Genomic DNA, 26,290 nt, shown 5'->3' with positions numbered 1-26,290 from the left:
CGTCGAGTCACCCGAGCCGTTGCGGTAGGAACATGGACACCAACTGGGTGGCGAGCACGTTGACGATGAAGGCCGACAGCACGCCGACGACGACTGAGGCGTTGACCGCGTTGGCGACACCGCGGGGACCGGACGTGGCCTCGAACCCGCGCTGGCACGCGACGAGCACGACGATGATGCCGAAGATCTCGGCCTTCACCATCGCGACGATCAGATCGGTGGTCGAGGCGAAGGACGCGAAGGAGGAGAGGTAGCTGCCCGGTGTACCGCCCTGGAACCCGACGTTGACGACGTATCCGGACACCAACCCCATGAAGATGACCAGCGAGCAGAGCAACGGTGCGACCACGAGCATCGCGGCGAGCCGGGGGGTCGCGAGCCGGCGCACCGGGTCGATGCCCATGACGCGCATCGCGTCGATCTCCTCGCGCACGGTACGAGCACCGAGATCGGCCGCGATCGCGGATCCCGCTGCGCCGCCGAGCAACAACGCGGTCACGATGGGCGCACCCTGTCGGATGACTCCGAGGCCACCCGCGGCACCCGCGATGGACGTGGCGCCGATCTGGTTGGTCAGGCTGCCCACCTGTACCGAGACGATGACGCCGAACGGCACCGAGACGAGGACGGCGGGGAGAACGGTGACCGTGACCATGAACCACGCCTGGTCGAGGAACTCGCGCCACGCGAATCGAAGGCCGACCAGGTCTCGCACGAGGTGACCGAACGCGGCGACCACGAGGTCGGCGAAACGACCCAGCGTGCGGGTGCCCGTCGTGACGCGGGAGACGAGCGGCATGCTGCGCGCCATGTCGATCCCCCGTACGTCTCGAGCCCCCGTGACGCAAGTGATGCGCCGCGATGAAACCTAGCCCGGCAGAACGGGGATCGAGTTGGTTTCTTCGAGTTCAGTGACGGCTGACAAACATCGGACCCCGGGCTAGGTCGCGATGCGACCGTTGACGTATCCGTAGAACCCGGCGCCGGTCTTCTTGCCCAGCAGGCCGGCCTCGACCATGCGGAGCAGGAGCGGCGGCGGCGCGTACAACGGTTCCTTGTACTCGGCGTACATGGAGTCGGCGATCGACTTCACCGTGTCCAGACCGATGAGGTCGGACAGGGCGAGGGGGCCCATGGGATGTGCGAGACCCAGCACCGTGGCCTTGTCGATGTCGTCGCGGGTGGCGAAGCCCGACTCGACCATCCGGATCGCCGAGAGGAGGTACGGCACCAGCAGAGCGTTGACGACGAAGCCGGACCTGTCGGCAGCTCGAACGACCTGCTTGCCGAGGACGTCCGCCGCGAAGCGCTCCGCGCGTGCCAGGACGGCATCGGACGTCTTCAGCGACGAGATCAGTTCGACGAGAGGCAGTACCGGCACGGGGTTGAAGAAGTGCATGCCGATGACCCGCTCGGGGCGGGACGTGGCCACACCGAGTTTCATGATGGGAATCGACGAGGTGTTGGACGCCAGCACCGCGTCGGGATCCGTGACCACCCTGTCGAGTTCGACGAAGAGGGCGGTCTTGATCGCCTCGTCCTCGAGCACGGCCTCGACGACGATCTCGCGATCGGCGAAGTCGGACAGCTCGGACGTGAAGGTCAACCGCGCCGCGGCCTGCTCACGTTCGCGCTCGGTGATCTTGCCGCTGCTGACGCCGCGGTCGAGTGACTTCAGGATGCGGGCCTTGCCTGCGGCGGCCAGTTCGCGCGACTGCTCGAACACCGTCACGTCGACGTGGGCGCGGGCGCACACCTCGGCGATTCCGGCGCCCATCTGTCCGGCGCCGACGATCCCGACACGTTCGATCTTCTCGCTGCTCACGTTTCTCCTTCACGATGCACGACTCCCCGCGCGGAGGCGAGGCGAGGGTGACTCTGCTGGGGCACGGGCGAAGCCGGGCCGATACGAGACAGGCGGCCCGCAACGAATGTCGCGAGCCGCCTGACTAGTGCGCTGAAACCTCGGAGTGGCGGATCAGTGGAACTGGCCCTCTTCGGTGGAGCCCTTCAGGGCTGCGGTCGACGTGTTGGGGTCGACGGTGGTGGCGATGCGGTCGAAGTAGCCGGCGCCGACCTCACGCTGGTGCTTGATGGCGGTGAAGCCACGCTCCTCGGCTGCCTTGAACTCGCGCTCCTGCAGGTCGACGAACGCCGTCATGCCCTCGCGGGCGTAGCCGTGCGCCAGATCGAACATGCCGTAGTTGAGCGAGTGGAAGCCGGCGAGGGTGATGAACTGGAACTTGAAGCCCATCGCGCCGAGCTCCTTCTGGAACTTCGCGATGGTCGCGTCGTCCAGGTGCGCCTTCCAGTTGAAGGAGGGCGAGCAGTTGTAGGCGAGCAGCTGGTCGGGGAACTCGCTGCGAACCGACTCGGAGAACTTCTTCGCGACCTCGAGATCCGGCACGCCGGTCTCCATCCAGATGAGGTCGGCGTACGGGGCGTAGGCCTTCGCACGGGCGATGCAGGGCTCGATGCCGTTCTTGACGCCGAAGAAGCCCTCGGCGGTACGGGTTCCGTCCAGGAACTCCTGGTCGCGCTCGTCGACGTCGGAGGTGATCAGCGTGGCTGCCTCGGCGTCGGTGCGGGCGATGATGACCGACGGCACGTCGGCGACGTCGGACGCGAGACGCGCGGACGTGAGGGTGCGGATGTGCTGCTGGGTGGGGATGAGCACCTTGCCACCGAGGTGGCCGCACTTCTTCTCCGAGGCGAGCTGGTCCTCCCAGTGCACACCTGCGGCGCCGGCAGCGATCATGGCCTTCTGCAGCTCGTAGGCGTTGAGCGCACCACCGAAACCGGCCTCGGCGTCGGCGACGACGGGGGCGAGCCAGTTCTTCACGGACGAGTCACCCTCGACCTTGGCGATCTCGTCGGCACGCAGCAGCGCATTGTTGATGCGGCGCACGACACTGGGGACGGAGTTGGCCGGGTAGAGGCTCTGGTCCGGGTAGGTGTGGCCGGAGAGGTTGGCATCACCGGCGACCTGCCAGCCGGAGAGGTAGATGGCCTGGAGGCCGGCGCGCACCTGCTGCACGGCCTGGTTGCCGGTGAGGGCACCCAGCGAGTTGATGTAGTCCTCGTTGTTCACGAGGTCCCAGAGGATCTCCGAGCCGCGACGTGCGAGCGTGGCTTCCTCCACGACGCTGCCCTGCAGGTCTGACACCTGCTGTGCGGTGAAGTTGCGGGTGACGCCCTTCCAGCGGGGATTGGTGTCCCAGTCCTTCTGGATCTCTTCCGTGGTCTTCGGTGTGCCGGTGGTCGACATCGACAAGCTCCGTCTCTGTTCGTGTGCCCGGGCGGTGCACGTGACCGGCCCGGGGCATCTTCGCCTGGCGTCCAGTCTTTGCAGACTTGCCAGGCATTTCTGACGTACTCGTCGAGGATGGCACACGCAAAAACCGCTGTCCACGTGCTGCGACTGTAAATCGCGGCTACCTTTTCGGCGGGTTTCGCTAACTTTGCGAAGATCGGCCATCGTCGGCGACGGCGAACTTACTCACCAGTAGCCCAAACTAGCAGTACAGGCGTACTTTTTCGCGGGTGGACGTCGGGCGGGTGCCCGACGTGAGTGGTCCGGTCGCCCCGCACCGCGCCGCGCCCCGTGTGACCACCATCACTTCTCCGCGGGACCGGCTCGGTAGCGGGAGACCACGACACGGGCGGCCCACACTCCTCCCGGGTACCGTGGAAAGGGTGACTGCCGCCGGATCGGACCCCCAGAACCTCAGCGTCCGGTTCCACGGCACCGCCCGGTCCGGCGCGCTCTGCACCGACCGGCTCTGGGAGCAGTGGCTCGATCTCGCCGACCGCGTAGGTAGACACGTGGCCGCGCGGCCGGATTACTCCGTCGGTTCGCTGCGCCTGCGTCGCACGCGTCGACCGTTGATCGTCACCGTGCACCGTGGTGGTCGGCTCGTCGCTCTCGCACCGTTCGTCGTTCGCCGCTACGGTCCCGTGCGGATCGCCCGCGTGATGGGCGACGACCTGGGCATGGTCAGCGAGATCCTGGCCGAGGACGATGCAGCCGTCACGGCACTGTGGTCCGCGATGGCCGATCGACGCATCGGTGTCCATCTCGACGAGATGGACGAACGCGATTCGGCCCTGCGACACGTCGTCGAGAGTGTCGACTGGCGCGCCTCGGTCAATTCCGGCAGACCCGTCATGGTGATCGACGTTCCGAAAACGGGCCCCGGCGCCGTCGGTCTGCGCAGCCGCGGGTCGCGTCGACGGCTGCGGTCGACCCGTCGCGAGCTCGACGAGGCCGGCACCCCGCTGAGCATCGACATTCTCTCCACACCCGATCAGCTCGACGCGAGCTGGGACGAGATGGCGAAGCTGTCCGCGGCCGGTGTGTCGAGCCAGGATCGCACCGACTATCTCGCGCCGCCGCTCGGCGACCTGGTGCGGTCGGTCCTGCGCCGTGAGGCGAAGGCGGGGCGACTCGCTGTCGCCACACTCGCCGTCGGTCGTACCGCCGCGGCGCAGCTGTTCCTGGTCCGGTCGAAGAACACCTTCGAGGGCTGGCTCACGCACTACGACCCGGACTTCGCCGATGCCCAGCCCGGCCATCAGATGATGGAGTCCCTCGTCGACCATGCTCGCGAGATCGGCGTCGAACGGATCGACCTCGGCGTCGGGACGAACGGCTTCAAAGAGGCGTGGAACACCGACGAGTACCGCGCCGTCACGGTCACCGCCCTGCCCACCACCGTGCCCGCGGCAGCGCTCCTCGTCCTCGTGGTGCGTCGACTCGAATCGTTCTCGCCGGCGGGACTCGTCGCGCGGCTACGGCGGTAGCTTGCAGTCATGGCCAAGACCTTCGTGGGCAGTCGTCTCCGTCAGCTACGGACCGAGCGCGGCCTCAGCCAGGTGGCCCTGGCGACTCGGCTCGACATCTCGGCCAGCTACCTCAACCAGATCGAGCACGACGTCCGGCCGTTGTCGATCGCCGTCCTGACGCGCATCACCACGGTCTTCGGGGTCGACACCACCTTCTTCTCTTCTCGGGACGACACGAGGCTCGTCGCCGAGCTCCGCGAGGTCACCCTGGACCAGGACGTCGGCGTCGACGCGGACATCGACGAGCTGGCCGAACTGGTGGCCACGCACCCCGCGATGGCGCGAGCGATGGTCAACATGCATCGCCGGTACCGCAACACCACCGCCCAACTGGCGGCGGCGACCGAGGACCGCTTCGCCGACGGCAGCGGCAGCGGGTCGATCTCGAAACCGCACGAGGAGGTCCGCGACTACTTCTATCAACGCCAGAACTATCTCGACGCACTCGATCGTGCGGCCGAGGACCTGGCGAACCGGTTGCGGTTCCACCGGGCGGACGTGGCAGCCGAGATCGCCAAGCGGCTTCGCAATCTGTACGACGTCCAGGTCATCGAACGTATCGACCTCGGCGAGAACGTTCTGCACCGCTTCGACGCACGGACGCGTGTTCTCGAGATCTCCCCGCGTCTGTCGGCCGGCCAGAAGGTGTTCCGCTTCGCGGCAGAACTCGCCTACCTGGAGAACGGCGACCTGATCCGCAGCATGGTCGACGACGGGGGCTTCACGGGCGAGGAGTCGCGCGCGCTGGCTCGCCTGGGCTTCGCCAACTACTTCGCCGCGGCGACCGTGCTGCCCTACGCGCGCTTCCACGAGGTGGCCGAGGACTTCCGATACGACATCGAACGACTCTCCGCCTACTACGCGGTGAGCTACGAGACCATCTGCCACCGGCTCTCGACGCTGCAGCGGCCGTCGCTCAGGGGCGTCCCGTTCTCCTTCGTCCGCGTCGACCGAGCCGGCAACATGTCGAAACGACAGTCGGCCACCGGGTTCCACTTCTCGTCGAGCGGTGGCACGTGCCCGCTGTGGAACGTGTACGAGACGTTCGCCTATCCGGGAAAGATCATGACGCAGATCGCCGAGATGCCCGACGGTCGGCGCTACCTGTGGATCGCGCGCACGGTCGAGCGGCGAGCCGCACGCTACGGCGAACCGGGCAAGACGTTCGCCATCGGACTCGGGTGCGAAGTGCGGCACGGAAATCGGTTGGTCTACGCCGACGGCCTGGAGTTGGACGGATCCTCCGTGGCGACGCCGATCGGCGCCGGGTGCCGCGTGTGCGAACGCGCCCACTGCCCGCAGCGTGCGTTCCCGCCGCTGGGCAAGGAGCTCGACATCGACGAACATCGAAGCTCGGTGTCGCCCTACACCATTCGCTGACTCAGCCCTCTTCGGTCTCGAACTGCTGCTTGCGACGGCGGCTGCGCCGGATCATCAGCGCCACCGCTCCGCCGCCGACGATCCCCCCGACCACCAGGCCCGCCCACGTGTCGGCTCCCGCGCGGCTCGGCAGGTACTTGTCGGGAGCGAGCGTCACGCCGATGCCGACGAATGCGACGAGCATCAATGCGGCAGTCACATTGGCGCGCGCCGTGAACCACCGCGACTCCGCGAACAGGTCGACGTTCTTCGACTTGGCGTACCCGATGGTCGCGTAGTTCACGACCGCACCGAAGACGATGATGCCCAACGAGATCCACGCACCTGTCGGTCCGGCAGCCCACGGGAGGACGGCGGCGGCGATCAGCCCGCCGAAGATGTGCAATTGCAGACCCACGGCGGCAGACTCGTTCCACACGTCCCTCTGACGCTCGTCGTCATAGAACTCGCTGTCCAGATCGCCGACCATTCGCATTGACGAGGTGAAGATGCTCATGTCGATTCCTCCTCAGGTTCGAGCCGATCATCGGGGGTGAGCGGGAAGAGATCCTCGACCGTCGAGTCGAGCGCTCCCGCCAGCTTCAGGGCCAGGTACACGCTGGGCGAATAGTCGCCACCCTCGACCGAGACGATCGACTGCCGGCTCACTCCGCACGCCCGCCCCAGTTCCGCCTGGGTCAGGCGCGATGTCTTGCGGAACTCCCGCACTCGGTTCATCACGGCCATGAGACAAGTCAACTGCACTTGTCTTTTCGTGTCAAGACTTCTTGACATCGATGGCGGTACCGGCCCCTGACTCGGGTGTTAGCCTCAGCGACGTGACAGGACACCGCACCCCTCCGGCCACCCTCCGTTCGCTGCGTCCCGTCAACTGGGGCATCGCCAGACTGGCCGGCGCGGTCACCCGCACCGGCGACATGCACCTGTTCTCCACATTGGGGCAGACGGGCGGCCTGTTCCGCGCCTGGCTGTTCTACAGCGGCCGCCTGATGCCGTTCGGCGGGTTGCCCCGCAAGGACACCGAGACGGTGATCCTGCGTGTCGCGGCACTCCGGGACTGCCGGTACGAACAGGACCATCATCTACGTCTGGGCAAGCGCGCCGGAATCGACGAGGCCCTCGCCGACGCCATCGCCGCCGGCCCCGACGCTCCGGGTCTCGACAGTCGGACCGCCCTGATCCTGCGCGCCGTGGACGAGCTGGTGTCGACCCGCGATCTGTCCGATGCCACGTGGACCGAACTGACGACGCTCTGGTCGTCCCGATCGCTCATCGAGTTCGTGCTGCTGGTGACCCAGTACGACGGGCTCGCCGCCACGATCACGACACTGCGCATCCCACGCGACTACCAGTAGCAGTACAGACGAGAAACACCCCGGTCGCTCGTGAGCGGCCGGGGTGTTCTCGTCGGAGGATCAGAAGTTGATCATGTGCCCAGCGAGGCCGTGGATGGCCTCCTGGAGTGCTTCGGAGAGCGTCGGGTGCGTGTGCACGTTGCGCGCGAGTTCGGTGGCCGTCAGATCCCACTTCTGCGCGAGCGTCAGCTCCGGGAGGAGCTCCGAGACGTCGGGTCCGATGAGGTGCCCGCCGAGCAACTCGCCGTGCTTCGTGTCGGCGATGAGCTTGACGAAGCCGGTGGGATCGCCGAGGCCGTGCGCCTTGCCGTTCGCCGTCATCGGGAACGTCGCGACCTTGATGTCGTGGCCGGCGTCCTTGGCCTGCTGCTCGGTCAGACCGAAGCTGGCCACCTGGGGCTGACAGAACGTCGCGCGCGGCATGAAGCGGTAGTCGTCGATGGGAAGCGTCTCGGCACCGCCGATGGTCTCGGCCGCCACGACACCCTGCGCCTCGGCGACGTGGGCGAGCTGTAGCTTCGCCGTCACGTCACCGATGGCGTAGATGTGCGGCACGTTGGTGCGCATGACCGAGTCGATGGCGATGGCGCCGCGATCGGTGACCTCGACGCCCGTCTTGTCGAGCCCGAAACCGTCGACACGGGGAGCGAATCCGACGGACTGCATGACCTTGTCGACGGTGACCGTCTCGGTCTCGCCGCTCTTGTTGTTCTTGATCGCGACGGTGACCTTGCTGCCGTCGTCGTCGATGCTCTGCACCGCGGCGCCGGTCATGATCTTCACGCCGAGCTTCTTGTACTGCTTGGCGATCTCCTTGGAGACGTCCTCGTCCTCGTTCGGGAGTGCGCGATCGAGGAACTCGACGATGGTGACGTCGACGCCGTAGTTCTTGAGGACGTAGCCGAACTCCATGCCGATGGCGCCCGCGCCGACGATGAGGATGGACCCCGGAAGGTCCTTCGTCATGATCTGCTCTTCGTACGTCACGACGTTCTCGCTCAGCGAGGTTCCCGGCAGCAGCTTCGTGGTGCTTCCGGTGGAGATGATCGCGTTGTCGAAGGTGACGGTTTCGCTGCCACCCTTGGTCAGCTCCACCTCGATGGTGTTGGCGTCGGTGAACGACCCCTTGCCGTCGAGCTGGTCGATCTTGTTCTTCTTCATCAGGAAGTGGATGCCCTTGACGCGACCGTCCGCGACCTTGCGGCTGCGATCATAGGCAGCGCCGAAGTCGAACGACACGTCACCGGAGATGCCGAACTGCTTGGCTTCCTTGGTGAACAGGTGTGCCAGTTCGGCGTTGCGCAGCAGGGCCTTGGACGGGATGCAGCCCACGTTGAGGCAGACACCGCCCCAGTACTTCTGCTCGATGATGGCGGTTTTCAGGCCCAGTTGCGCCGCGCGGATGGCTGCGACGTACCCACCGGGTCCGGCTCCGAGAACGACGACGTCATAGTGTGAGGTCACGGTTGTCCACCCTAGTCCCGTCGATCCGGACACACATCGAAAGGTCCGGTTACCCACCGGTAGCCGGCCGTCCTCCGGCCTTCACGCAGGGGTAACCGGACCTTTCGTGCCTTTATTTCAGCGGCTCTATTCAGTCGGGGATCATGTCGAAGGTGTCGGGGTTCGGGCCGGTGCGGCCGTCCTCGCCCTTGTCCAGCGCCGAGATGTCCGCGATCTGACGGTCGTCGAGTTCGAAGTCGAAGATGTCGAAGTTCGCCTCGACACGCTCGCGCGTGACCGACTTCGGGAAGATGATGTCGCCGCGCTGGATGTGCCAGCGGAGGGTGACCTGCGCGGTGGTCTTGCCGACATCCTTCGCGATGCGCTCGAGCTCGGGGTCACCGAGAACCTTGCCCTGCGCGATGGGTGACCACGCCTCGGTGGCGATGCCGTGCTCCGCGCCGTACGCGCGCACCTGGTAGTTCGAAAAGTACGGGTGGACCTCGATCTGGTTGACCGACGGGACGGTCTCGGTCTCCTGCGCCAACTTCTCGAGGTGCGGCACCTGGAAGTTCGAGACACCGATGCTGCGCGCCCGTCCGTCCTTCGTGAACTCCTCCAGAACCTTCCAGGTGGAGACGTAGTCACCGCCGTACTGCGTCGGCAGCGGCCAGTGGATGAGGAACAGGTCGATGTAGTCGGTGCCCAACTTCTCGAGTGTCTCGTCGAACGAGCGACGGGCGTCGTCGGGGCGGTGGAAGCCGTTGTTCAGCTTGCTGGTGATCCAGACGTCGTCACGGGAGACGCCCGAGTCCTTCACTCCCTGGCCGGTCTCCTTCTCGTTGCCGTACATCTGCGCGGTGTCGAGGTGGCGGTAGCCGACCTCGATCGCGGTGCGGACGGCATCGGCGGTCTTCTCCGGCTCGATCTGGAAGACGCCGAAACCGAGCTGCGGGATGGAACGGCCGTCGTTGAGGGAAATCGAAGGAACCTGTGTCATGGGGGATATCTCCTCGTCGTCGAGTTCTGGTGAAGCTGCGAGCGGACTACCCGGTCCACGAGCGGACCAAGCAACGCGCACTCTCCACAGGTGCAAGGGGGGCGACTCGGTCGTTATTCCCCTCGTCGACTCTTCTCATTCCGATTCCCGCCGGTGATGATGGTCGGATGAGCGACTTCAACGAGCAGGTCATCTCCGAATTCCGGGACAACGCCGGCCACGTCCGCACAGCCGGATTCGGCGACAACCTCGTGGTGCTGCACTCGATCGGTGCGCGCAGCGGCGAGGTGCGACTGAACCCACTCTTCGCGATCTCCGAGAACGGCACCTGGTTGGTGGTGGGCTCCGCGGCGGGGGCGGTGAAGGATCCCGCATGGGTGCACAACCTCCGGGCTCACCCACGCATCGACATGGAGGTCCCCGGCGACGACGCGACCGTACGCACCATCGCCGTCGACGTCACCGAGGTGCCCGACGACGAATGGGAGACTCACTGGGCGAAGTTCACCTCGGCGTCCCCCGGCTTCCTCGAGTACACGACGACGGCGGAGGGGCGACAGTTCCCGATCTTCCGCCTGACGCCCGCCTGACAGGGTCGGGTCCAGCGGGCGTCAGGTCCACACGGCGTCAGGTCCACACAGCGTCGGCCACGCGACGGAAGTTGCCGCCGAACACAGCCGCTACCGCACCCTCGTCCCACCCGCGTTCGGCGAGCACGGCCGGAAGCGTGTGCGTGTCCTCGGGCGGAACCCACTGCAGCGAGCCGTATCTCGTGTACTCCTCGGAGAACGCCTCGGGGTGGAGCGCCAACTCGGTGTTGAAGTCCTCGTGGTCGAAGGAATAGTCGCTGCCGACTCCGACGTGATCGATGCCGACCAGGTCGACGCCGTACTCGAGGTGGTCGGCCATCGCGCGCACCCGATCCGCGCCACGTTCGGGTTCGTTGACGCCGAGGAAGATGCCCACCCCGTTGATGCCGATCACGCCGCCGGTGTCGGCGCACGCACGCGCCTGCTCGTCGGTGATGTTGCGCGGATGTTCCCACAGCGCACCGAAATTGGAGTGACTGTAGATCATCGGTCGGGACGTCGTCGCGGCGATGTCGAGCCCCGTCCGCCGGGAACAGTGCGACCCGTCCGCGGCCATGCCCGCCTCGTTCATCACCCGGACCAGGTCGCGTCCGTGGGCTGTGAGACCCGTGTCGTCGGCGTCGAGGCATCCGCATCCCGCGGCGTTCGCGTGGTTGTAGGTGGGCAGCAGCGAGCGCACGCCCAGCTCGACGAAGTGCCGCACGTTGTCGAGATCGCCGTCGAGAGGAGCGGAGTCCTCGAGGTCGAAGGCCAGGGCACGCAGCCCCTGTCGTCGGGCGTCGTCGATGTCGGTGACGCTCCGCACCGGAAGGAAGCGCCCGTCCGCGAGTGCTCGGGCACTCCACGTCGTGGCCAACGTCGTCGCCGACGCCTTCGTGTGGGGCGAGTAGCCGACGTTGACGGAAAGGTAAGTCCCCACCTCGTACCGCGCCAGTTCGGTGATGTCGGTGTCCGCGTACAGCGGCAGGCAGGTGTGCTGCTCCCACAGCGCTGTCACCGCGCACTCCCGGCCAGCGCGCGAGAGAGCAACGGGGCGAACAGCATCGCGAGCAGTGCGTAGAGGCCCACCGACGGGATCAGCAGCGCCACTGCGGAGACCACCACGAACAGGGCGACAGGCACCCAGGGCACCGCCGCGCCGCGCACGCCGGGACGGAGGTCGCCGCGCAGGAACCCCGCGGCGCGTACGCGTGCCGCGAGGAGGCGGGACACGATCATGGTCACGGCGATGACCCCGAGGTACAGGCCCACCGACAACGGGTCTCCGTGGGGAGCCGCGACCTCCAGCACGGTCGCCACGGGCATCAGCACGATGCCGGCGAGCCACAGGAGGTTGAGCCGCATGACGATCTCGTCGTATCCCGTGACACGAGCGAAGAGCGCGTGATGATCGCGCCAGAACCCCGCGATGACCGCGAAACTTATGCCCGCAGCCACGAGTGCATAGCCGTTCTCGCGCAGGAACGCGCCCGCGCCCTCCGGGGTGTCACGGGCACTGTCCACGAGCGGGAGGACGACAAGGGTGATGGCGATCGCCACGACTGCGTCGGAGAAGAACACGATGCGGTCCAGACCCTGCTGGGAGCGCACCTCGGTGTCGGCTTCGGTCACCCGGACGACTCTAGGCCCGGCGACGCCTCGAGAGGGCGACGACGGTGCGCAGGAGAGCTCCGATGTGCGGCCGCGAACCGACGGACACCGGCCGCGTGCTCACCGGCACCTCGGCGATGATCCAGCGCTGATGGTGCACCGCGTGTGCGGACGTGACGAGGGACGGCAGGAGGCCACCGCGAAGCGCCTCGGCGCCGCCGATGGACCGCCAGGCGTCGCCCGTGAACACGCGGAAGCTGGAGGTGACGTCGCGCAGAGGCAGATCTGCGGTGTGCCGGATCACCGCGTTCGCGACCCTCGTGCCCACTCGGCCTACCGCGGGCGAGCCGTCTCGCCCACCCGTGATGCTGCGGGATCCCACCACCATGCCGACGCTGCGGCGCGCCGCGACCTCGAGAAGCGCGGGGATGTCGGCCGGGTCGTGCGACCCGTCCATCAGGACGATCGCCTCGCCGTCGACGCACAGCTCGTGCAGACGATCCGCGTCGACGAAGGTCACCTCGGCGCCGGGCAGGGCCGGACGCAACTCTGCCGTGACCACCGCCGACCGGTGTCCGAGGTACACCACACGCACACCCGCATAATCGGTTCTCCGAGCCGAAGTACCGTGAACGAGGTTCCCGGAAACGGGCGCGCGGTGCCCGGTCACGTCATGGTTCGTCACGGCTCCGACGCCGCCGCTCTGGATCGACACGGTCATCATCCACTCCCTGTGATGGTCTCCCCGACCGAATACGGACTCTTTCCGTCCTTTGTGGCGTGATACTACCCCACAAACATACCCAGATCTTGTTTTGATACCACTAAGGTTCCTCGACGCACTGTTTCGGCGCACGGCATCGGTGTCGAGCCACGGGCAGAATGGTGGGCGTGACCGACAAGTACGAGTGGCTCGAAGACGTGACCGGCGACGCCGCCCTGGAGTGGGTCCGCGCTCGTAACGCGCGCACGGTCGACGAGTTCGCCGCGAACGACGAGTTCCGCGCACTCGAGTCCGGCATCCGGAGCATCCTCGACACCGATGCACGCATCCCCTACGCACGCAAGCGCGGCGACCACCTCTACAACTTCTGGAAGGACGCGTCGCACCCCCGTGGGCTGTGGCGGCGCACCACCATGGAGGAGTACCGGAAGAACAGTCCCGCGTGGGACGTGATCATCGATCTGGACGCCCTCGCCGAGTCCGAGGGCGAGAACTGGGTGTGGAAGAGCGCGCAGGTTCTCCGGCCGTCGTTCGACCGCGCTCTGATCTCCCTGTCGCGCGGCGGCGCGGACGCATCGGTGATCCGCGAGTACTCGCTCACGTCCCGATCCTTCGTCACTCCCGAGGACGGTGGCTTCGTCGTCCCCGAAGCGAAGACGGACATCGACTGGATCGATGCGGACACCGTCTTCGTCGGCACCGATCTCGGACCGGGGTCGCTCACCGACTCCGGGTACCCCCGGCGTGCACACCGATGGCACCGCGGAACGCCCCTCGCGCAGGCCCCGGTCGTCTACGAGGGTGAGCAGACCGACGTCGCGGTGTCCGCCTCCCACGATGCGACCCCCGGCTTCGAACGCAGCCTCGTCCAGCGCGCCACCGACTTCTTCAACGCCGTCACCGCGATCCTTCACGACGACGGATCGACCACGGTCCTCGACGTGCCCACCGACGCCTCGGTGTCCCTGCACGAGAACTGGTTGACCGTTCGCCTGACGACCCCGTGGACCGTCGACGGCGCCGAGTACGCCGCAGGCTCGCTCGTGGCCGCGAGGATCGACGAGTTCCTGGCGGGCGCACGGAATCTGATCGTCGTCTTCGCCCCCGATGCCCGCACGTCGCTGCACCAGTACGCCTGGACCGAGAACCATCTGCTGATGGTGTTGCTCGAGGACGTCCGATCCAGCGTGCACGTGGTGACGCTGGGCGACACGGTCACCTCCGAACGCCTGCAGGGACTTCCGGACGCCGTCGACGTCACCGTCATCGGCACGGACCCCGAGTTCGGTGGTGACGAGTACTTCCTCGATGCGAGCGGCCACCTCACTCCGTCCACCCTCCTGGTGGGCACCGTCGGGACCGAACCCGAGGTACTGAAGTCCGCTCCCGCGTTCTTCGACACCACGGGCCTCGCGGTCGAGCAGTACTTCGCCACCTCACTCGACGGCACACGCGTGCCCTACTTCGTCGTACGGAACCCCGGAACGCAGGACCGTCCGACGGCCGCAGGCCCCACCCTCCTCTACGGATACGGCGGTTTCGAGGTCTCACTCACCCCCTCGTACAGCGGCGTGGTCGGCGCGGCCTGGCTGGCTCGGGGCGGTACCTACGTGGTGGCGAACATCCGCGGCGGCGGCGAGTACGGGCCGTCGTGGCACACCGAGGTTCTGAAGTCCGGTCGACACAAGGTGCACGAGGACTTCGCGGCGGTCGCGAGCGATCTGGTGGAGCGCGGCATCACCACCCCGGACCAGCTGGGCGCGCAGGGCGGCAGCAACGGCGGTCTGCTCATGGGCATCATGCTCACCAAGTACCCGGAGTTGTTCGGCGCCATCGTGTGTCAGGTGCCGCTGCTCGACATGAAGCGGTACCACCGCCTGTTGGCCGGTGCGTCCTGGATGGCCGAGTACGGGGATCCGGACGATCCCGACGAGTGGGCCTTCATCTCCGAGTACAGCCCGTACCAGAACGTCTCACCGCCGGGGAACTCGATCGGTGTGTATCCGCCGATCCTCATCACGACGTCGACGAGGGACGACCGTGTGCACCCCGGGCACGCGCGCAAGATGGACGCCCTCCTCGAGGAGTATGGGTACGACGTCTCCTACTACGAGAACATCGAGGGCGGCCACGGCGGCGCGGCCGACAACGCGCAGGCCGCATTCAAGTCCGCGCTGGCGTACACGTTCCTGTGGCGGACGCTCGGGGGCGGCACCCGCTAGGTCAGTCGGTGTCCGGTTCCGCGAGTCCGACGATGGACGGATCCGGGCGCCCCACCACCTCGTGGTCCTTGTTCGAGTAGTCGAAGCTGTTCAGCACGAAGCGCATCGCCTCGAGGCGGGCGCGTTTCTTGTCGTTGCTCTTCACCGTCGTCCAGGGGGCGTGATCGGTGTGGGTGAACCGGATCATGTCCTCCTTCGCCCTCGTGTACGCGTCCCACTTGTCCAGCGAGGCGAGATCCATGGGCGAGAGCTTCCACTGCCGCACCGGATCGACCTGGCGGATGGCGAAGCGCGTTCGCTGTTCGAGCTGGGAGACGGAGAACCAGAACTTGGTCAGCTGCACTCCGTCGTCGACGAGCATCTGCTCGAACAACGGTGCCTGGTGGAGGAATCGGTGATACTGCTCATCGCTGCAGAAACCCATGACACGTTCCACGCCCGCCCGGTTGTACCAGGAGCGGTCGAACAGGACCAGCTCACCGGCAGCCGGAAGATGGGTGACGTAACGCTGGAAGTACCACTCCGTCGACTCGCGCGGCGACGGCTTCTCGAGTGCGACCACCCGCGCACCGCGCGGGTTGAGATGCTCCATGAAGCGCTTGATCGTGCCGCCCTTGCCGGCAGCGTCGCGACCCTCGAAGACGATGACGTGGCGGCCTCCGGTCTCCTTGATCCACATCTGCAGCTTCAGCAGCTCGATCTGCAGAAGCCGTTTCGTACCTTCGTATTCCGTACGCGGCATCCGCTCGTCGTACGGGTACGCCTGACGCCAGGTGTCCACCGGGACTCCGTCGCCGGTCAGCAGCACGGGGTCGTCGTCGTCCTCGTCGCGCACGCTGAACGACGAGGTGTCCGAGAGATCCACGATCCGGGACAGGGCGAAGTCATCGAGAGCGGTCACGCCAGGAACCTACGAGCCGTCGGAGACGGGACGGTGAGCGCGGGGTGAACAGCAGATGCCGTGGCTCGGGAGATTCAGGGTGCGTCTCGGGGTGGTCACCGATGGTCCCGCGCCCTCGCGGAACTCACGATGGAGACATGACATTCCACGAGAGCGACTCCACCGTGCACCCGAACCACACCACGCAGCTCACCAGGAGCCGAGACGACGCCTGGATCGCCGGCGTCTGCGGCGGTGTCGCCGCGTACACCGGATGGGACCCGAGCCTGGTGCGCGCCCTCACGGTGGTCGGCGCCCTGGTCTCCTTCGGTACCGTCGCCCTGCTCTACCTCGCGATGGTCATGCTCGTTCCCCGAGCATGACCATCACGGGGCGGGGATCAGCTCCCGCTGCCCGTTCCGCCGGTTCCGAGAAGGCCGTCGAGCAGCCCGCTCACACCGTCGAGCACCGAATCGAGCGCACCACCCAGCAGCCCGCCATTCAGCAGCCCGCCACCCAGCAACCCGCCGCCGGTCGTGCCGCCGCCGAGAACTCCGTCGAGCAGTCCAGCCAATACTTCGAACGGCATCGTTCGTCGCCCTTTCCGAGACACCGCACAGGGAATGGCGGTGACGACCGCCATGGCCGTGGGCTGGACTGTAAATGCAGGGGACCAGGAAAGGAATGGATTCCTGGCGTAAAAGTCCGGATTCTCGGGAGCCGCCGACCTTACCGTCGAGTCACTTGTCGCCGGTCACCAACCAGCCACAGGGAGACGCGAGTTCGTCGGCGGCCTCCGGTCCCATCGAGCCCGGCTCGTACGGCAGCACGGTCGGCGGAGTGGTCAACAGCGGTGCGGCGACATCCCACACGTGCGCCAGCCCGTCGGGACGGGTGAACAGGGATCGGTCACCATCGAGAACGTCGAGAATGAGTCGCGAGTAGGGCGACAGCGGCTCGGCGTCCGACACCGTCGACAGGTCGAGCGACATGCGACCGATCCCGAGGTCCTCGCCGGGGCCGGGCTCCTTGACCGTCATCGCGATGTCCACCCGGCCGTCGCCCGACAGATCGAACGTCAGCACGGCGCCGTCCGCCGGGAGATGCTTGACCGGTCCCTCTGGGCGACGGAACACGAGCGACACGCGCTGCGTGCTCGTCCCCAGCATCTTGCCGGTGCGCAGGACGAAGGGAACGTCGCGCCACCGGTCGGTGTCGACCCACATGCGCGCAGCGACGAATGTGTCGGTCGACGAGTCGTCCGCGATTCCCTCGACGTCCTGGTACCCGCGGTACTGACCGAGGACCACCTCGGACGTGTCGAGCGGGCGGAACGCCGCGATGACGGACTCACGAGCCGTCTGCAGATCGTCCGCGCCGAGACTGAGCGGCGGCTCCATGGCCACCTCGGCCGCGACCTGGAACAGGTGCGTCACCAACATGTCGAGCACGGCACCCGTGGCATCGTAGAACTCGGCGCGATCGTCGATGTCCAGCGTCTCCGGCACGTCGATCTGCACCTGCTCCACGTGTTCCCGGTTCCAGATTCCCTCGATCATCCCGTTCGCGAAGCGCAGGATGTGCAGGTTCTGCGTGTTCTCCTTACCGAGGAAGTGATCGATCCGATAGACCTGCTTCTCGTCGACGATGGCATGGACCGCCTCGTCGAGTTTCTCGAAGTTCTCCTGCGACGTGCCGAACGGCTTCTCGTAGACCACGCGTGAGCCCTCGGCGAGATCGTGCGCGCCCAGTGCCTCGGTGTAGTCGATGAAGGTCGACGGCGGCAGGGCGATGTAGTGCACGAGCTGCACGTCGCCGCCCAGCTCGTCCTTCACGTCTCCGATGACCGACAACAGGTCACCCGGATCGTCGGCGGTGAACCCGTTGCCCGCGAAGCGAACACGGTCCGCGAACGACGACCACACCTTCTCGTCGATGCTGTCGACACCCTCGCCGGGACCGAACTCCTCGAGCGCCGCGCGAATGTGCTCACGGAACTCGCCGTCGGTCTTCTCACCTCGACCGTTGCCCACCAGCGCCCACTGCTCGGGCAGGAGTCCCTCCTGTGCCAGTTCGTAGAACGCCGGCAGCACCATGCGCTTGGCAAGGTCTCCCGTCGCCCCGAAGAGCACGAAGATGGTCGGAGCCCCGCCGGATTCGGATGTCGCAGTGTCAGCCATGCCTCCATGATGCCCAGTCGGGGGCTCGCCCGAACCTCGATCGCCTCACAGTGCCGCGTCGACGCTACTGTCGAGCCGGTGACACGATCGATCTTCGACGGCGACATCGCCGGTCTCGGGACCTCCAGCGGAACCAGGATCGTCGTCGGCCACTGGACGTCCTCGCCTCTCGGTGACTTCACCGACGTCATGGTCGAGTTCGCGGACGGCGAGCGACTCCTGCTGGCGCCGTCCGACGCGGTCCGCGAGTTCGTCACCGCGACCTACCGGTTCGACACGACGACCATCACCGACGTCTCGTACCACCGAGAAGGGGGCCGCGTCAGCGTCGCAGCGGGTGATCTCGAGGTGTCGTTCCAGATCGGCGGCCCCACCCTGCTCGGGCGGCTCCTCGCTCTCGCACCGACATCGGTGGTCACCGCACCCTGGTTCGCCGCGGTGAGCGACCCGATCGCGCGGGTCGTGATGCGCGGCGTGCGCACCAAGGGTACGGCCGGCGGTGGACGGCGCGAGTACTACGGCGCACGAGGGCAACACAGCATCGTCGGCGCGACGGCGTCGTGGAAGGGCGACGATCTGGGGCACCTGTCGCCGGTGGAACCGCCGGTGAGGTTCGGGTTCGGTTCCACCCCCGCGGCCCCGTCGTCGACGCGAGTACGCACGACGATCGACCACCGCTGACCGACGTCACCGCAGGGTGGTGTTCTCGTCACGGGAGAGGAAGAACGCGTTCGAGCCGACGCGCGCACACGCGACACCGTCCTCCCGAGAGACGCAGAAGCTCTGCCCCGTGTTGATCACCTCGCCGTACTGCAGTGTGCGGATGTTCTCCGAGCCGGTGAAATAGCCCTGATTCGTGCAGTAGTGAATCGGCCCGGTGCTCTCCACCCGGACGGCGTACTTGCTGGCGGGACCGTTCGAGCAGACCTCACCCTCGTCGGGAGCGACGCTGGACACGGCCTGGCATCCCAGGAATCCCACCGATGTTCCGTTCGGGAAGAGTCCGCACGAGACGTTTCCCGACGGTGTCCGGAAGTAGTACCCCTCACCGGCCCCGCCGCTGTCGCGGAAGAGCTCGGTGTCCACCGACACCTCCTGCGACCCCGGACGCGGGAGTGCGTCTGCCGGGGACACTGTGGACGGCGACTGGTCGACCGGTTGTTCCTCGGCGTCGGGCTGATCCGCCGCGGCATCGGTGGGCGGTTCGCTCGGGGCCGTGACCGGTGTTCCCGTCGGCGCCACGACCGACGTCGGCGTCACGACCGATGTTTCGGCGGGCGCCGGAACCGCCGTCGCGGACGTCGGCTGCTCCGGAGCCGAACAGGCTCCCAGCACCGCAGCGCCGGCGACCAGAGCGGCCGCGACGGCGGCCCGTGTGCTCATCGAGAACGGCATGTCGACTCCTGTCCGGAGCCGGCCGGTCGCCGTCCCCTCTGACATACCCATCGGTCTCTTCGTGACGAAAGTTACTTGCGCTCACGTCACGATCGGGACACGAGCCGACTAACTGCCGTCGAGGGGTGCGATGCCGGCAATGAGTTGGTACGGAGTCAGCGAGAAACCGCGCTGAGGTCCGAACCAGCGGATGCAGTCGACCAGGATGGTCGTGCCCTTGGCGCGCGCTGCCGCAGCGACGTCCGGACACGTGGGGAAGAACCCCGGCACCACCTCGTAGTACAGCGGCCCGACGTAGGTCGGCTCCGCAGAGGCGGTTCCCGCCCCTGCCAGCACCGATCCCGCCGTGACAGCTCCGACGGCCAGCACCCCACCGATCATTCGCCGCACTCCGATTCGCACCATGACACGCACCTTCCGATGAGAGAGTCCCGGCCTTCACGAACCGTACCGTTCGGACTGTTACGAGGGAAGAGGGACGCGGGACAGCAGACACGGTTGCCGTAAAATAGGAAGGTCCACCAGGCACTTGTTTCGATCAGGGGAGTCACGTGACCGCGCACGTCGAAGAAATGCAGTTCCAGGCCGAGACACGGCAGCTGTTGGATCTGATGATCCATTCGGTCTACTCCAACAAGGACTCGTTCCTCCGCGAGTTGGTGTCCAACTCGTCGGACGCACTGGACAAGCTGCGACTCGAGTCGTTCCAGAACAAGGATCTCGGCGCCGACACCTCCGATCTCCACATCGACCTGGAGATCGACAAGGAGAACCGCACCCTCACGGTGCGGGACAACGGCATCGGCATGTCGCGCGACGAGGTCGTCGATCTCATCGGCACGCTCGCGAAGTCGGGCACCGCCGAGGTCCGCGCGAAGCTGAAGGAAGCGAAGGATGCGGCCGCGTCCGAGGAGCTCATCGGCCAGTTCGGAATCGGCTTCTACTCCACGTTCATGGTCGCCGACAAGGTCACCCTCGTGACCCGGCGCGCGGGCGAGGACACCGCGACTCGGTGGGAGTCCAGCGGTGAGGGCACGTACACCATCGAGGAGGTGTCCGACGCGCCTCAGGGCAGCGCCGTGACTCTGCACCTCAAGCCGGCCGACGACGAGGATCACCTCTACGACTACACGTCCGAGCACAAGATCCGCGAATTGGTGAAGCGGTACTCGGACTTCATCGCGTGGCCCATCCGCATGCAGGTCGAGAAGACCACCGGCGAGGGCGACGACGCCACGACGGTGCTCGAGGACGAGACGGTCAACTCGATGAAGGCGCTGTGGACGCGCTCGAAGGACGAGGTCTCGGACGAGGAGTACACCGAGTTCTACCGCCACGTCAGCCACGCCTGGGACGAGCCGCTCGAGGTCGTGCCGATGAAGGCCGAGGGCACCTTCGAGTACCAGGCCCTGCTGTTCATCCCGTCGCGCGCACCGTTCGACCTCTTCATGCGGGAGTCGAAGATCGGCATCCAGCTGTACGTGAAGCGCGTGTTCATCATGGACGACTGCGAGGAGCTGGTGCCCGAGTACCTGCGCTTCGTCAAGGGTGTCGTCGACGCGGCGGACCTGTCACTGAACGTCTCTCGCGAGATCCTGCAGCAGGATCGCCAGATCCGCGCCATCCGGCGCCGCCTGACGAAGAAGGTGCTGAGCACAGTCAAGGATCTCCAGGCGAACCAGCCGGAGAAGTACACGACGTTCTGGACCGAGTTCGGCCGCGCCCTCAAGGAAGGCCTGCTCTCCGACCACGACAACCAGTCCACTCTCCTCGAGCTGTCGTCCTTCGCCAGCACCCACAGCGACGAGAAGCCGACCACGTTGGCGGAGTATGTCTCTCGGATGAAGGACGGCCAGGACGCGATCTACTACATGACCGGTGAGTCGCGTCAGCAGGTGGAGAACTCCCCGCACATGGAGGCGTTCACCGCCAAGGGGCTCGAGGTGCTGATCCTCACCGACGCCGTCGACGAGATGTGGACCGGGTCGGTGCCCGAGTTCGACGGGAAGCCGTTCCGCTCCATCGCGAAGGGTGCCGTCGATCTGGGCGACGACGAGGCGGAGACCGAGGAGAAGGACGCGCGGAAGGCACAGTTCGCCGACCTCACCACATGGATGGCCGAGACGCTGTCCGACGACGTGAAGGAGGTCCGCCTGTCCTCACGACTGACCACCTCACCCGCCTGCATCGTCGGCGACGACTTCTCCCTGAGCCCCCAGCTCGAGAAGATGTACCGCGCCTCCGGTCAGCCGGTCCCCAAGACCAAGCGCATTCTCGAGCTCAACCCGGACCACGCCCTGGTCACCGCATTGGAGAAGGCCCACGCGGAGAAGAAGGACGAGATGGCGCTGGCCGAGACCGCCAAGCTGCTCTACGGGACGGCACTGCTCGCCGAGGGTGGCGAACTCGACGACCCGGCGTCGTTCGCGAAGTTGTTGGCGGAGAGGCTGACACGCACGATGTGACCTGACGACATATGCCCACCCGTAGGGTGGGCATATGTCGGGGGACGTGGTCGTGGTCGGGGCGGGGCTCAGCGGGTTGGTGGCAGCACTCGACCTGACCAGGGCGGGGCGCTCGGTCACCGTCCTCGAGGCCGCCGACCGGATCGGCGGCAAGGTTCTCACCGTCGACACGGACGGCCACCACGTCGATCACGGCGCCCACTGGATCGGTGGGGACCAGACCGCGGTGCTCGCACTCGCCGCCGAGTTCGGTGTCGACACGGCTCCCGAACCGCGCCGACGACGCGGTGCGGACGAAGTGTTCGCGGCCGCCGGCCGCGTCCACCGATATCACGGTCAGGTGCCGCGCATCCCCGTTCGCGAGTGGCTACCCGTCGGGTCGGGTATCGCGCGACTCGACCTGGCGGTCCGCACCGTCGACCGCGCGGTGCCGCTGCTGTCGTCGTGGCGCCCGGACGATCACGAGATGTCCGACGTCCTCGCCCGTCGGCTGTTCCCGTCCGCGTACGGCCGCGACATCCTCACGTGCTTCTTCCGGCTGATCTTCGGCGCCGACCCGGACGAGGTCCCCGCCCGCGCCGCACTGCAGTACCTGCGCGCGGCCGGTAGCCTGCGGGCGATCGCCGAGGTGCGCGACGGAGCGCAGGAACGGTTCTTCGTGGACGGCACCGCATCGCTGATCTCCGCTGTGGCACAGCAACTCTCCACCCCGCCGGAGACGGCTCGACCGGTCACCGCGATCCGGCCGGACGCCACCGGGGTCGACGTGGTCACCGCGGACGGCACCGTCCGCGCAGCGTCGGTGGTTCTCGCCGTTCCCCTCCCCCGCGCCGCCGACATCGACGGCGCGCTCCCCGCCGGACTCGGGGACCGGATGCGCACCTCCCGTATGGGCGAGTACGCGAAGACCATCGTCGTGTACGACAGTCCGTGGTGGCGCGAGAACGGACTCACCGGAACGGCGCTCGACGTCGACGGCCCGGTCCAGATGATCGTCGACGGCAACGCCGGCGGGGACTCGCCCGGAATTCTGGTCGCCTTCAGCGGCGGTCGAGCTGCCGCAGATCTGTTCTCCCGCGGTGATCGCCGTGACATCGTCGTCGCCGAGCTGGTGCGGCTGTTCGGCCCTCGGGCGCGGTCACCTCGTCGTGTCGACGACATCACCTGGTCGGCGCAACCCTGGCTGGGTGGGGCGCCCACCGCGATCCCGCCGTACGGAGGCGTCTTCCACCATCAGGACCTGACCACGGACCGCGTGCACTGGGCGGGAACGGATCTGGCCGATCGCTGGCCCGGCTACCTCGACGGGGCCGTGCGCTCCGGTCGGCGAGCGGCGCGTGAGGTCATTCGTCCGGTTCGGTGAGCCCCGCCCGCTCGTCGCGCTCGGCCCACTCGATCAGCGGGGCGATCGAGTACACGGCATCGTCGATTCCTGCGTGCAGATCACCGAGGTCCGCGAATCGGGACGGCACCGTGTACATGGTGAGGTCCCGCGGCTCCACGTCGGCGATCTCGTCCCACGTGATCGGCGTCGACACCGTCGCGTCCTGATTGCCGCGCACGGAGTACGCGCTGGCGATGGTGTGGTCGCGGGCGTTCTGGTTGTAGTCGACGAACAGTTTCGTCGGGTCGCGATCCTTGCGCCACCACGTCGTGGTCACGTCGTCCGGCGCGCGCCGTTCCACTTCCCGGGCGAACGCCAGTGCAGCCCTGCGCACGTCGGCGAAGCCCTGCTCCGGCGCGATCCGCACGTACACGTGCAGGCCATTGCCGCCCGACGTCTTCGGCCAACCCACGGCACCCAGTTCGTCGAGCACCTCGCGCGTCACCGCCGCCACCCGGCGTACCCGGTCGAAGGAGCAGTCCGGCATCGGATCCAGGTCGATGCGCCACTCGTCCGGACTCTCCACGTCGGCGCGCCGGCTGTTCCACGGATGGAACTCCACGGTCGACATCTGCACGGCCCAGATCACGTGCGCCAGCTCGGTGACGCAGAGTTCGTCCGCGGTGCGGTTGTAGCGCGGAAAGGTGACCCGCACCGTCTCCATCCAGTCCGGAGCACCCTTCGGCAACCGCTTCTGATGCACCTTCTCCCCGGCGAGACCGTCGGGGAACCGGTGCATCATGCAGGGCCGCTCCCGCAGCGCGCGCACGATGCCGTCGCCGACGGACAGGTAGTACTCGACGAGATCCCGCTTGGTGGCGCCGCTCGCCGGGAAGTACACGCGGTCGGGGTTCGACACGCGCACCGTACGTCCGCTGACCTCGAGCTCGATCGCCGGTGACGTGGCTGCCATGACGCGATACTAGTGCGGCCGGAGGGGGTACACAGGTACACGTCGGAGTTTCGTACGAGCGAAGGAGCACCCCTTGATCTTCATCACGGCCAAGTTTCGAGTGAAGGCAGAGCACGCGGACGAGTGGCCCGAGATCTCCCGCGCTTTCACCGAGGCATGCCAGGCGGAAGAGGGATGCCTCTGGTACTTCTGGTCGCGCACACTCGCCGATCCCACCGAGTACGTGCTGGTCGAAGCATTCCGCGACCCGGACGCCGGTGCGGCACACGTACAGTCGGACCATTTCAAGCAGGCACAGAAGGACCTCCCGCCGTACCTGCAGGAGACCCCGAAGATCGTCAGCACCGAGGTTGAGGGGACCGACTGGTCGGAGCTCGGCGAACTCGCGGTCTAGTCCCGCGCCGCCACGACCTCGGCGAGCGTGCGGACGGCATCGGCGAACACCCCGGGCAGTTCCTGCGGCGGGTTGTGGCCGGCGTCGACCGCACGCACGTCGACGAGATCTGTGAAGTGCGCGCCGTGGTCGGGCGATCCGTACAGGGCGGCGACCGTGTCCTCCGTCGGATCGAGGACGACCGTCGGCACCGTGATCGGCGGCTGACCTGCGAGCGCGTCCTGCGTGGCCGCGTACCGCGGGTCCCCCGCCGCGAGTCCGTACCGGTGCCGATACGAGTGCACCGCGACGTCGACGAAGTCCGGGTTGTCGAATGATGCCGCGGTGGCGGCGAATTCGGAGTCGCCGAACCGCCACGTCGGCGACCAGTCGGTCCACAACGTCTGCGCGATCTCGGCGCGGTAGGCAGCGAGGCCGGCGCGGCCGCGCTCCGAGTGCAGGTAGTACTGGTACCAGTACCGCTTCTCGAGGTGCGGCGGCGCGGGCGTCGTCACGGCAGCCTCGATGTCCTGGACCAGGTAGCCGGACACGCTGACCAGACCGGACACCGACTCGGGCCACAGCGCCGCCACCGCGCACGCCGCGCGACCACCCCAGTCGTAGCCGGCGACGATCGGACGGTCGAGTGCCATCGCCCCGATGAGGTCGTGCAGATCGTGCGCCAACGCGGCCTGCTCTCCCGACCGCATCGCGATGTCCTCGACGAACCGCGTGGGCCCGAAGCCGCGCAGGTACGGCACCACCACGTCGGCACCCGAATCCGCCAACAGTCGGGCGACGTCGTCGTAGGACCGGGTGTCGTACGGAAACCCGTGCAGCAGCACGACCGACGGGCCGCTCGGGTCGCCGTACCGCTCGACGCCCACGTCGAGTACTCCTGCGCGCACCAGCTCCATGCCCGCCATCATGCCGTGCGTCGGTTGCTCGCGGACAGCACCAGGTTTGTGCAGTGGTCGACGAGGCGCTGCCGTTCCACCCGGATCTCGCCGTCGAGGTACGCCGTGAACAGGGCCGTCAGCGACCCGACGACACCGGTGGCAGTCAGCAGGCGGTCGACGTCGTCGGACTCGGCCGGCAGGTTGTCGCCGATGAGCGCGACGAAGATCGGCATGGTGCGTCGCCCCCAGGTGCTCAGCGCCGGATCGGCGAACGGCGCCGACAACAGCACTCGGCCGTGTTCGGGACGGTCGATCATGAGCTCGACGAACGCAGTGACGGCGCGGCGTGCGCGCTCCTCCGGGCGGCGGGCCTGACCCACCGCGCGGACCAGTGCATCGCGCCCCTCCTCGGCCACCGCGGTGTACACCGTGCGGACGTACGAGTCACGGTCGCCGAAATTCTCGTAGAAGTAGCGCTCGGTCAAGGACGCCCGCGAGCACACCGCCCGCACACTCACCGCCGGACCACCGACCGCTCCCAGCAGTTCGATCCCGGCCGCGAGCAGTGCCGCGCGCCGCTGCTCGCGTCGCGCCTCGAGCGTGGTCACGTCGATGACACCTCACTGTTGACTGCCGTGCTCACTCGACTCTA

Annotated in this window: 28 protein-coding genes; 10 read left to right on the top strand and 18 right to left on the bottom strand. The window is 67.1% G+C overall.

What is annotated here, in order from left to right:
• Positions 1–7: 7 nt before the first annotated feature.
• The 3 genes from HQ325_RS13030 to aceA form a co-directional block, all read right to left on the bottom strand.
• Positions 8–811, bottom strand: coding sequence for an ABC transporter permease (locus HQ325_RS13030; protein WP_222630178.1), 804 nt, complete (start codon positions 809–811; stop codon positions 8–10).
• Between the two features lie 129 nt (positions 812–940).
• Positions 941–1,825 carry a 3-hydroxybutyryl-CoA dehydrogenase gene (locus HQ325_RS13025; RefSeq protein ID WP_222630175.1) on the bottom strand — a complete coding sequence of 295 codons (885 nt, stop codon included), beginning with the start codon at positions 1,823–1,825 and terminating at the stop codon, positions 941–943.
• A 153-nt stretch (positions 1,826–1,978) separates the two neighbouring features.
• Positions 1,979–3,268: an isocitrate lyase gene (gene aceA, locus HQ325_RS13020; RefSeq protein ID WP_027506305.1), complete on the bottom strand. Its 1,290-nt coding sequence runs from the start codon at positions 3,266–3,268 to the stop codon at positions 1,979–1,981.
• Positions 3,269–3,696: 428 nt separating this feature from the next.
• Between aceA and HQ325_RS22830 the strand changes: the two genes are divergently transcribed.
• Complete coding sequence (locus HQ325_RS22830; RefSeq protein WP_222630172.1) at positions 3,697–4,803, top strand: GNAT family N-acetyltransferase; 1,107 nt, start codon at positions 3,697–3,699, stop codon at positions 4,801–4,803.
• A gap of 9 nt (positions 4,804–4,812) precedes the next feature.
• Positions 4,813–6,225 (top strand): acetate metabolism transcriptional regulator RamB, encoded by a 1,413-nt coding sequence (gene ramB / locus HQ325_RS13010; protein WP_222630170.1) that lies wholly within the window; start codon positions 4,813–4,815, stop codon positions 6,223–6,225.
• A 1-nt stretch (position 6,226) separates the two neighbouring features.
• Here the strand turns inward: ramB and HQ325_RS13005 are convergent, their stop codons facing one another.
• Both HQ325_RS13005 and HQ325_RS13000 read right to left on the bottom strand, forming a co-directional pair.
• The gene (locus HQ325_RS13005) at positions 6,227–6,721 is read right to left on the bottom strand and encodes a DUF2029 domain-containing protein (protein ID WP_222630168.1); all 495 of its coding nucleotides are present in this window, start codon (positions 6,719–6,721) and stop codon (positions 6,227–6,229) included.
• Complete coding sequence (locus HQ325_RS13000) at positions 6,718–6,951, bottom strand: helix-turn-helix transcriptional regulator (RefSeq protein ID WP_222630166.1); 234 nt, start codon at positions 6,949–6,951, stop codon at positions 6,718–6,720. The genes HQ325_RS13005 and HQ325_RS13000 overlap by 4 nt, the downstream gene beginning before the upstream one ends.
• A gap of 50 nt (positions 6,952–7,001) precedes the next feature.
• Here HQ325_RS13000 and HQ325_RS12995 point away from each other — a divergent pair, with 50 nt between their 5' ends.
• Positions 7,002–7,580 (top strand): carboxymuconolactone decarboxylase family protein, encoded by a 579-nt coding sequence (locus tag HQ325_RS12995; RefSeq protein WP_222630164.1) that lies wholly within the window; start codon positions 7,002–7,004, stop codon positions 7,578–7,580.
• A gap of 60 nt (positions 7,581–7,640) precedes the next feature.
• Here HQ325_RS12995 and lpdA read toward each other — a convergent pair whose 3' ends face one another.
• Together lpdA and HQ325_RS12985 are read right to left on the bottom strand one after the other, a co-directional pair.
• Complete coding sequence (gene lpdA / locus HQ325_RS12990; RefSeq protein WP_222630163.1) at positions 7,641–9,044, bottom strand: dihydrolipoyl dehydrogenase; 1,404 nt, start codon at positions 9,042–9,044, stop codon at positions 7,641–7,643.
• 130 nt (positions 9,045–9,174) lie between these two features.
• Positions 9,175–10,023, bottom strand: a complete 849-nt coding sequence (locus HQ325_RS12985; RefSeq protein WP_222630161.1) for an aldo/keto reductase — start codon at positions 10,021–10,023, stop codon at positions 9,175–9,177.
• 167 nt (positions 10,024–10,190) lie between these two features.
• On the opposite strand from HQ325_RS12985, the gene HQ325_RS12980 reads away from it, so the two are divergent.
• Positions 10,191–10,613 carry a nitroreductase/quinone reductase family protein gene (locus HQ325_RS12980; RefSeq protein WP_222630159.1) on the top strand — a complete coding sequence of 141 codons (423 nt, stop codon included), beginning with the start codon at positions 10,191–10,193 and terminating at the stop codon, positions 10,611–10,613.
• Between the two features lie 37 nt (positions 10,614–10,650).
• Here the strand turns inward: HQ325_RS12980 and HQ325_RS12975 are convergent, their stop codons facing one another.
• The 3 genes from HQ325_RS12975 to HQ325_RS12965 are packed head-to-tail and all read right to left on the bottom strand — an operon-like array spanning position 10,651 to position 12,798.
• The gene (locus HQ325_RS12975) at positions 10,651–11,610 is read right to left on the bottom strand and encodes a dipeptidase (RefSeq protein WP_222630156.1); all 960 of its coding nucleotides are present in this window, start codon (positions 11,608–11,610) and stop codon (positions 10,651–10,653) included.
• Entirely contained in the window at positions 11,607–12,224 is a 618-nt protein-coding gene (locus HQ325_RS12970) for a TMEM175 family protein (protein ID WP_222630152.1), read from the bottom strand. Before HQ325_RS12970 ends, HQ325_RS12975 begins: the two co-directional genes overlap by 4 nt.
• A 10-nt stretch (positions 12,225–12,234) precedes the next feature.
• Positions 12,235–12,798 (bottom strand): hypothetical protein, encoded by a 564-nt coding sequence (locus HQ325_RS12965; RefSeq protein WP_222630149.1) that lies wholly within the window; start codon positions 12,796–12,798, stop codon positions 12,235–12,237.
• 287 nt (positions 12,799–13,085) lie between these two features.
• Between HQ325_RS12965 and HQ325_RS12960 the strand changes: the two genes are divergently transcribed.
• Positions 13,086–15,149: a prolyl oligopeptidase family serine peptidase gene (locus tag HQ325_RS12960; protein ID WP_222630146.1), complete on the top strand. Its 2,064-nt coding sequence runs from the start codon at positions 13,086–13,088 to the stop codon at positions 15,147–15,149.
• 1 nt (position 15,150) lies between these two features.
• On the opposite strand, the gene ppk2 is transcribed toward HQ325_RS12960, so the two are convergent.
• Positions 15,151–16,017, bottom strand: coding sequence for a polyphosphate kinase 2 (gene ppk2 / locus HQ325_RS12955; protein WP_308014560.1), 867 nt, complete (start codon positions 16,015–16,017; stop codon positions 15,151–15,153).
• Positions 16,018–16,187: 170 nt separating this feature from the next.
• Here ppk2 and HQ325_RS12950 point away from each other — a divergent pair, with 170 nt between their 5' ends.
• Complete coding sequence (locus HQ325_RS12950; RefSeq protein ID WP_222630143.1) at positions 16,188–16,412, top strand: PspC domain-containing protein; 225 nt, start codon at positions 16,188–16,190, stop codon at positions 16,410–16,412.
• 17 nt (positions 16,413–16,429) lie between these two features.
• On the opposite strand, the gene HQ325_RS12945 is transcribed toward HQ325_RS12950, so the two are convergent.
• Both HQ325_RS12945 and HQ325_RS12940 read right to left on the bottom strand, forming a co-directional pair.
• Positions 16,430–16,672, bottom strand: coding sequence for a hypothetical protein (locus HQ325_RS12945; RefSeq protein ID WP_222630140.1), 243 nt, complete (start codon positions 16,670–16,672; stop codon positions 16,430–16,432).
• A 97-nt stretch (positions 16,673–16,769) separates the two neighbouring features.
• Positions 16,770–18,209 carry a glucose-6-phosphate dehydrogenase (NADP(+)) gene (locus HQ325_RS12940; RefSeq protein WP_222630138.1) on the bottom strand — a complete coding sequence of 480 codons (1,440 nt, stop codon included), beginning with the start codon at positions 18,207–18,209 and terminating at the stop codon, positions 16,770–16,772.
• Between the two features lie 78 nt (positions 18,210–18,287).
• Here HQ325_RS12940 and HQ325_RS12935 point away from each other — a divergent pair, with 78 nt between their 5' ends.
• Complete coding sequence (locus HQ325_RS12935) at positions 18,288–18,890, top strand: hypothetical protein (RefSeq protein WP_222630134.1); 603 nt, start codon at positions 18,288–18,290, stop codon at positions 18,888–18,890.
• Between the two features lie 6 nt (positions 18,891–18,896).
• Here the strand turns inward: HQ325_RS12935 and HQ325_RS12930 are convergent, their stop codons facing one another.
• On the bottom strand, positions 18,897–19,604 hold the full coding sequence (locus tag HQ325_RS12930) for a hypothetical protein (protein WP_222630131.1): 708 nt from the start codon (positions 19,602–19,604) through the stop codon (positions 18,897–18,899).
• A gap of 108 nt (positions 19,605–19,712) precedes the next feature.
• Entirely contained in the window at positions 19,713–20,009 is a 297-nt protein-coding gene (locus tag HQ325_RS12925) for a hypothetical protein (protein ID WP_222630129.1), read from the bottom strand.
• A gap of 167 nt (positions 20,010–20,176) precedes the next feature.
• On the opposite strand from HQ325_RS12925, the gene htpG reads away from it, so the two are divergent.
• Both htpG and HQ325_RS12915 read left to right on the top strand, forming a co-directional pair.
• Positions 20,177–22,069 (top strand): molecular chaperone HtpG, encoded by a 1,893-nt coding sequence (htpG, locus tag HQ325_RS12920; RefSeq protein WP_261778364.1) that lies wholly within the window; start codon positions 20,177–20,179, stop codon positions 22,067–22,069.
• A gap of 34 nt (positions 22,070–22,103) precedes the next feature.
• Positions 22,104–23,432 (top strand): FAD-dependent oxidoreductase, encoded by a 1,329-nt coding sequence (locus HQ325_RS12915; protein WP_222630125.1) that lies wholly within the window; start codon positions 22,104–22,106, stop codon positions 23,430–23,432.
• Here the strand turns inward: HQ325_RS12915 and ligD are convergent.
• Positions 23,413–24,366, bottom strand: coding sequence for a non-homologous end-joining DNA ligase (gene ligD / locus HQ325_RS12910; protein WP_222630123.1), 954 nt, complete (start codon positions 24,364–24,366; stop codon positions 23,413–23,415). The two genes, HQ325_RS12915 and ligD, sit on opposite strands and share 20 nt — an antisense overlap.
• Before the next feature lie 73 nt (positions 24,367–24,439).
• Between ligD and HQ325_RS12905 the strand changes: the two genes are divergently transcribed.
• On the top strand, positions 24,440–24,760 hold the full coding sequence (locus HQ325_RS12905) for a putative quinol monooxygenase (RefSeq protein WP_222630121.1): 321 nt from the start codon (positions 24,440–24,442) through the stop codon (positions 24,758–24,760).
• Here HQ325_RS12905 and HQ325_RS12900 read toward each other — a convergent pair.
• Together HQ325_RS12900 and HQ325_RS12895 are read right to left on the bottom strand one after the other, a co-directional pair.
• On the bottom strand, positions 24,757–25,656 hold the full coding sequence (locus HQ325_RS12900) for an alpha/beta fold hydrolase (protein WP_222630119.1): 900 nt from the start codon (positions 25,654–25,656) through the stop codon (positions 24,757–24,759). The two genes, HQ325_RS12905 and HQ325_RS12900, sit on opposite strands and share 4 nt — an antisense overlap.
• 8 nt (positions 25,657–25,664) lie before the next feature.
• A complete protein-coding gene (locus HQ325_RS12895) occupies positions 25,665–26,246 on the bottom strand; it encodes a TetR/AcrR family transcriptional regulator (protein ID WP_222630117.1) in 582 nt (193 codons plus the stop codon).
• Between the last annotated feature and the right edge of the window lie 44 nt (positions 26,247–26,290).

The sequence above is a fragment of the Rhodococcus sp. BP-349 genome (genome assembly GCF_019835845.1).
In the GTDB taxonomy this organism is placed as follows: domain Bacteria; phylum Actinomycetota; class Actinomycetes; order Mycobacteriales; family Mycobacteriaceae; genus Rhodococcoides.
This window is presented reverse-complemented; position numbering and strand designations above follow the sequence as displayed.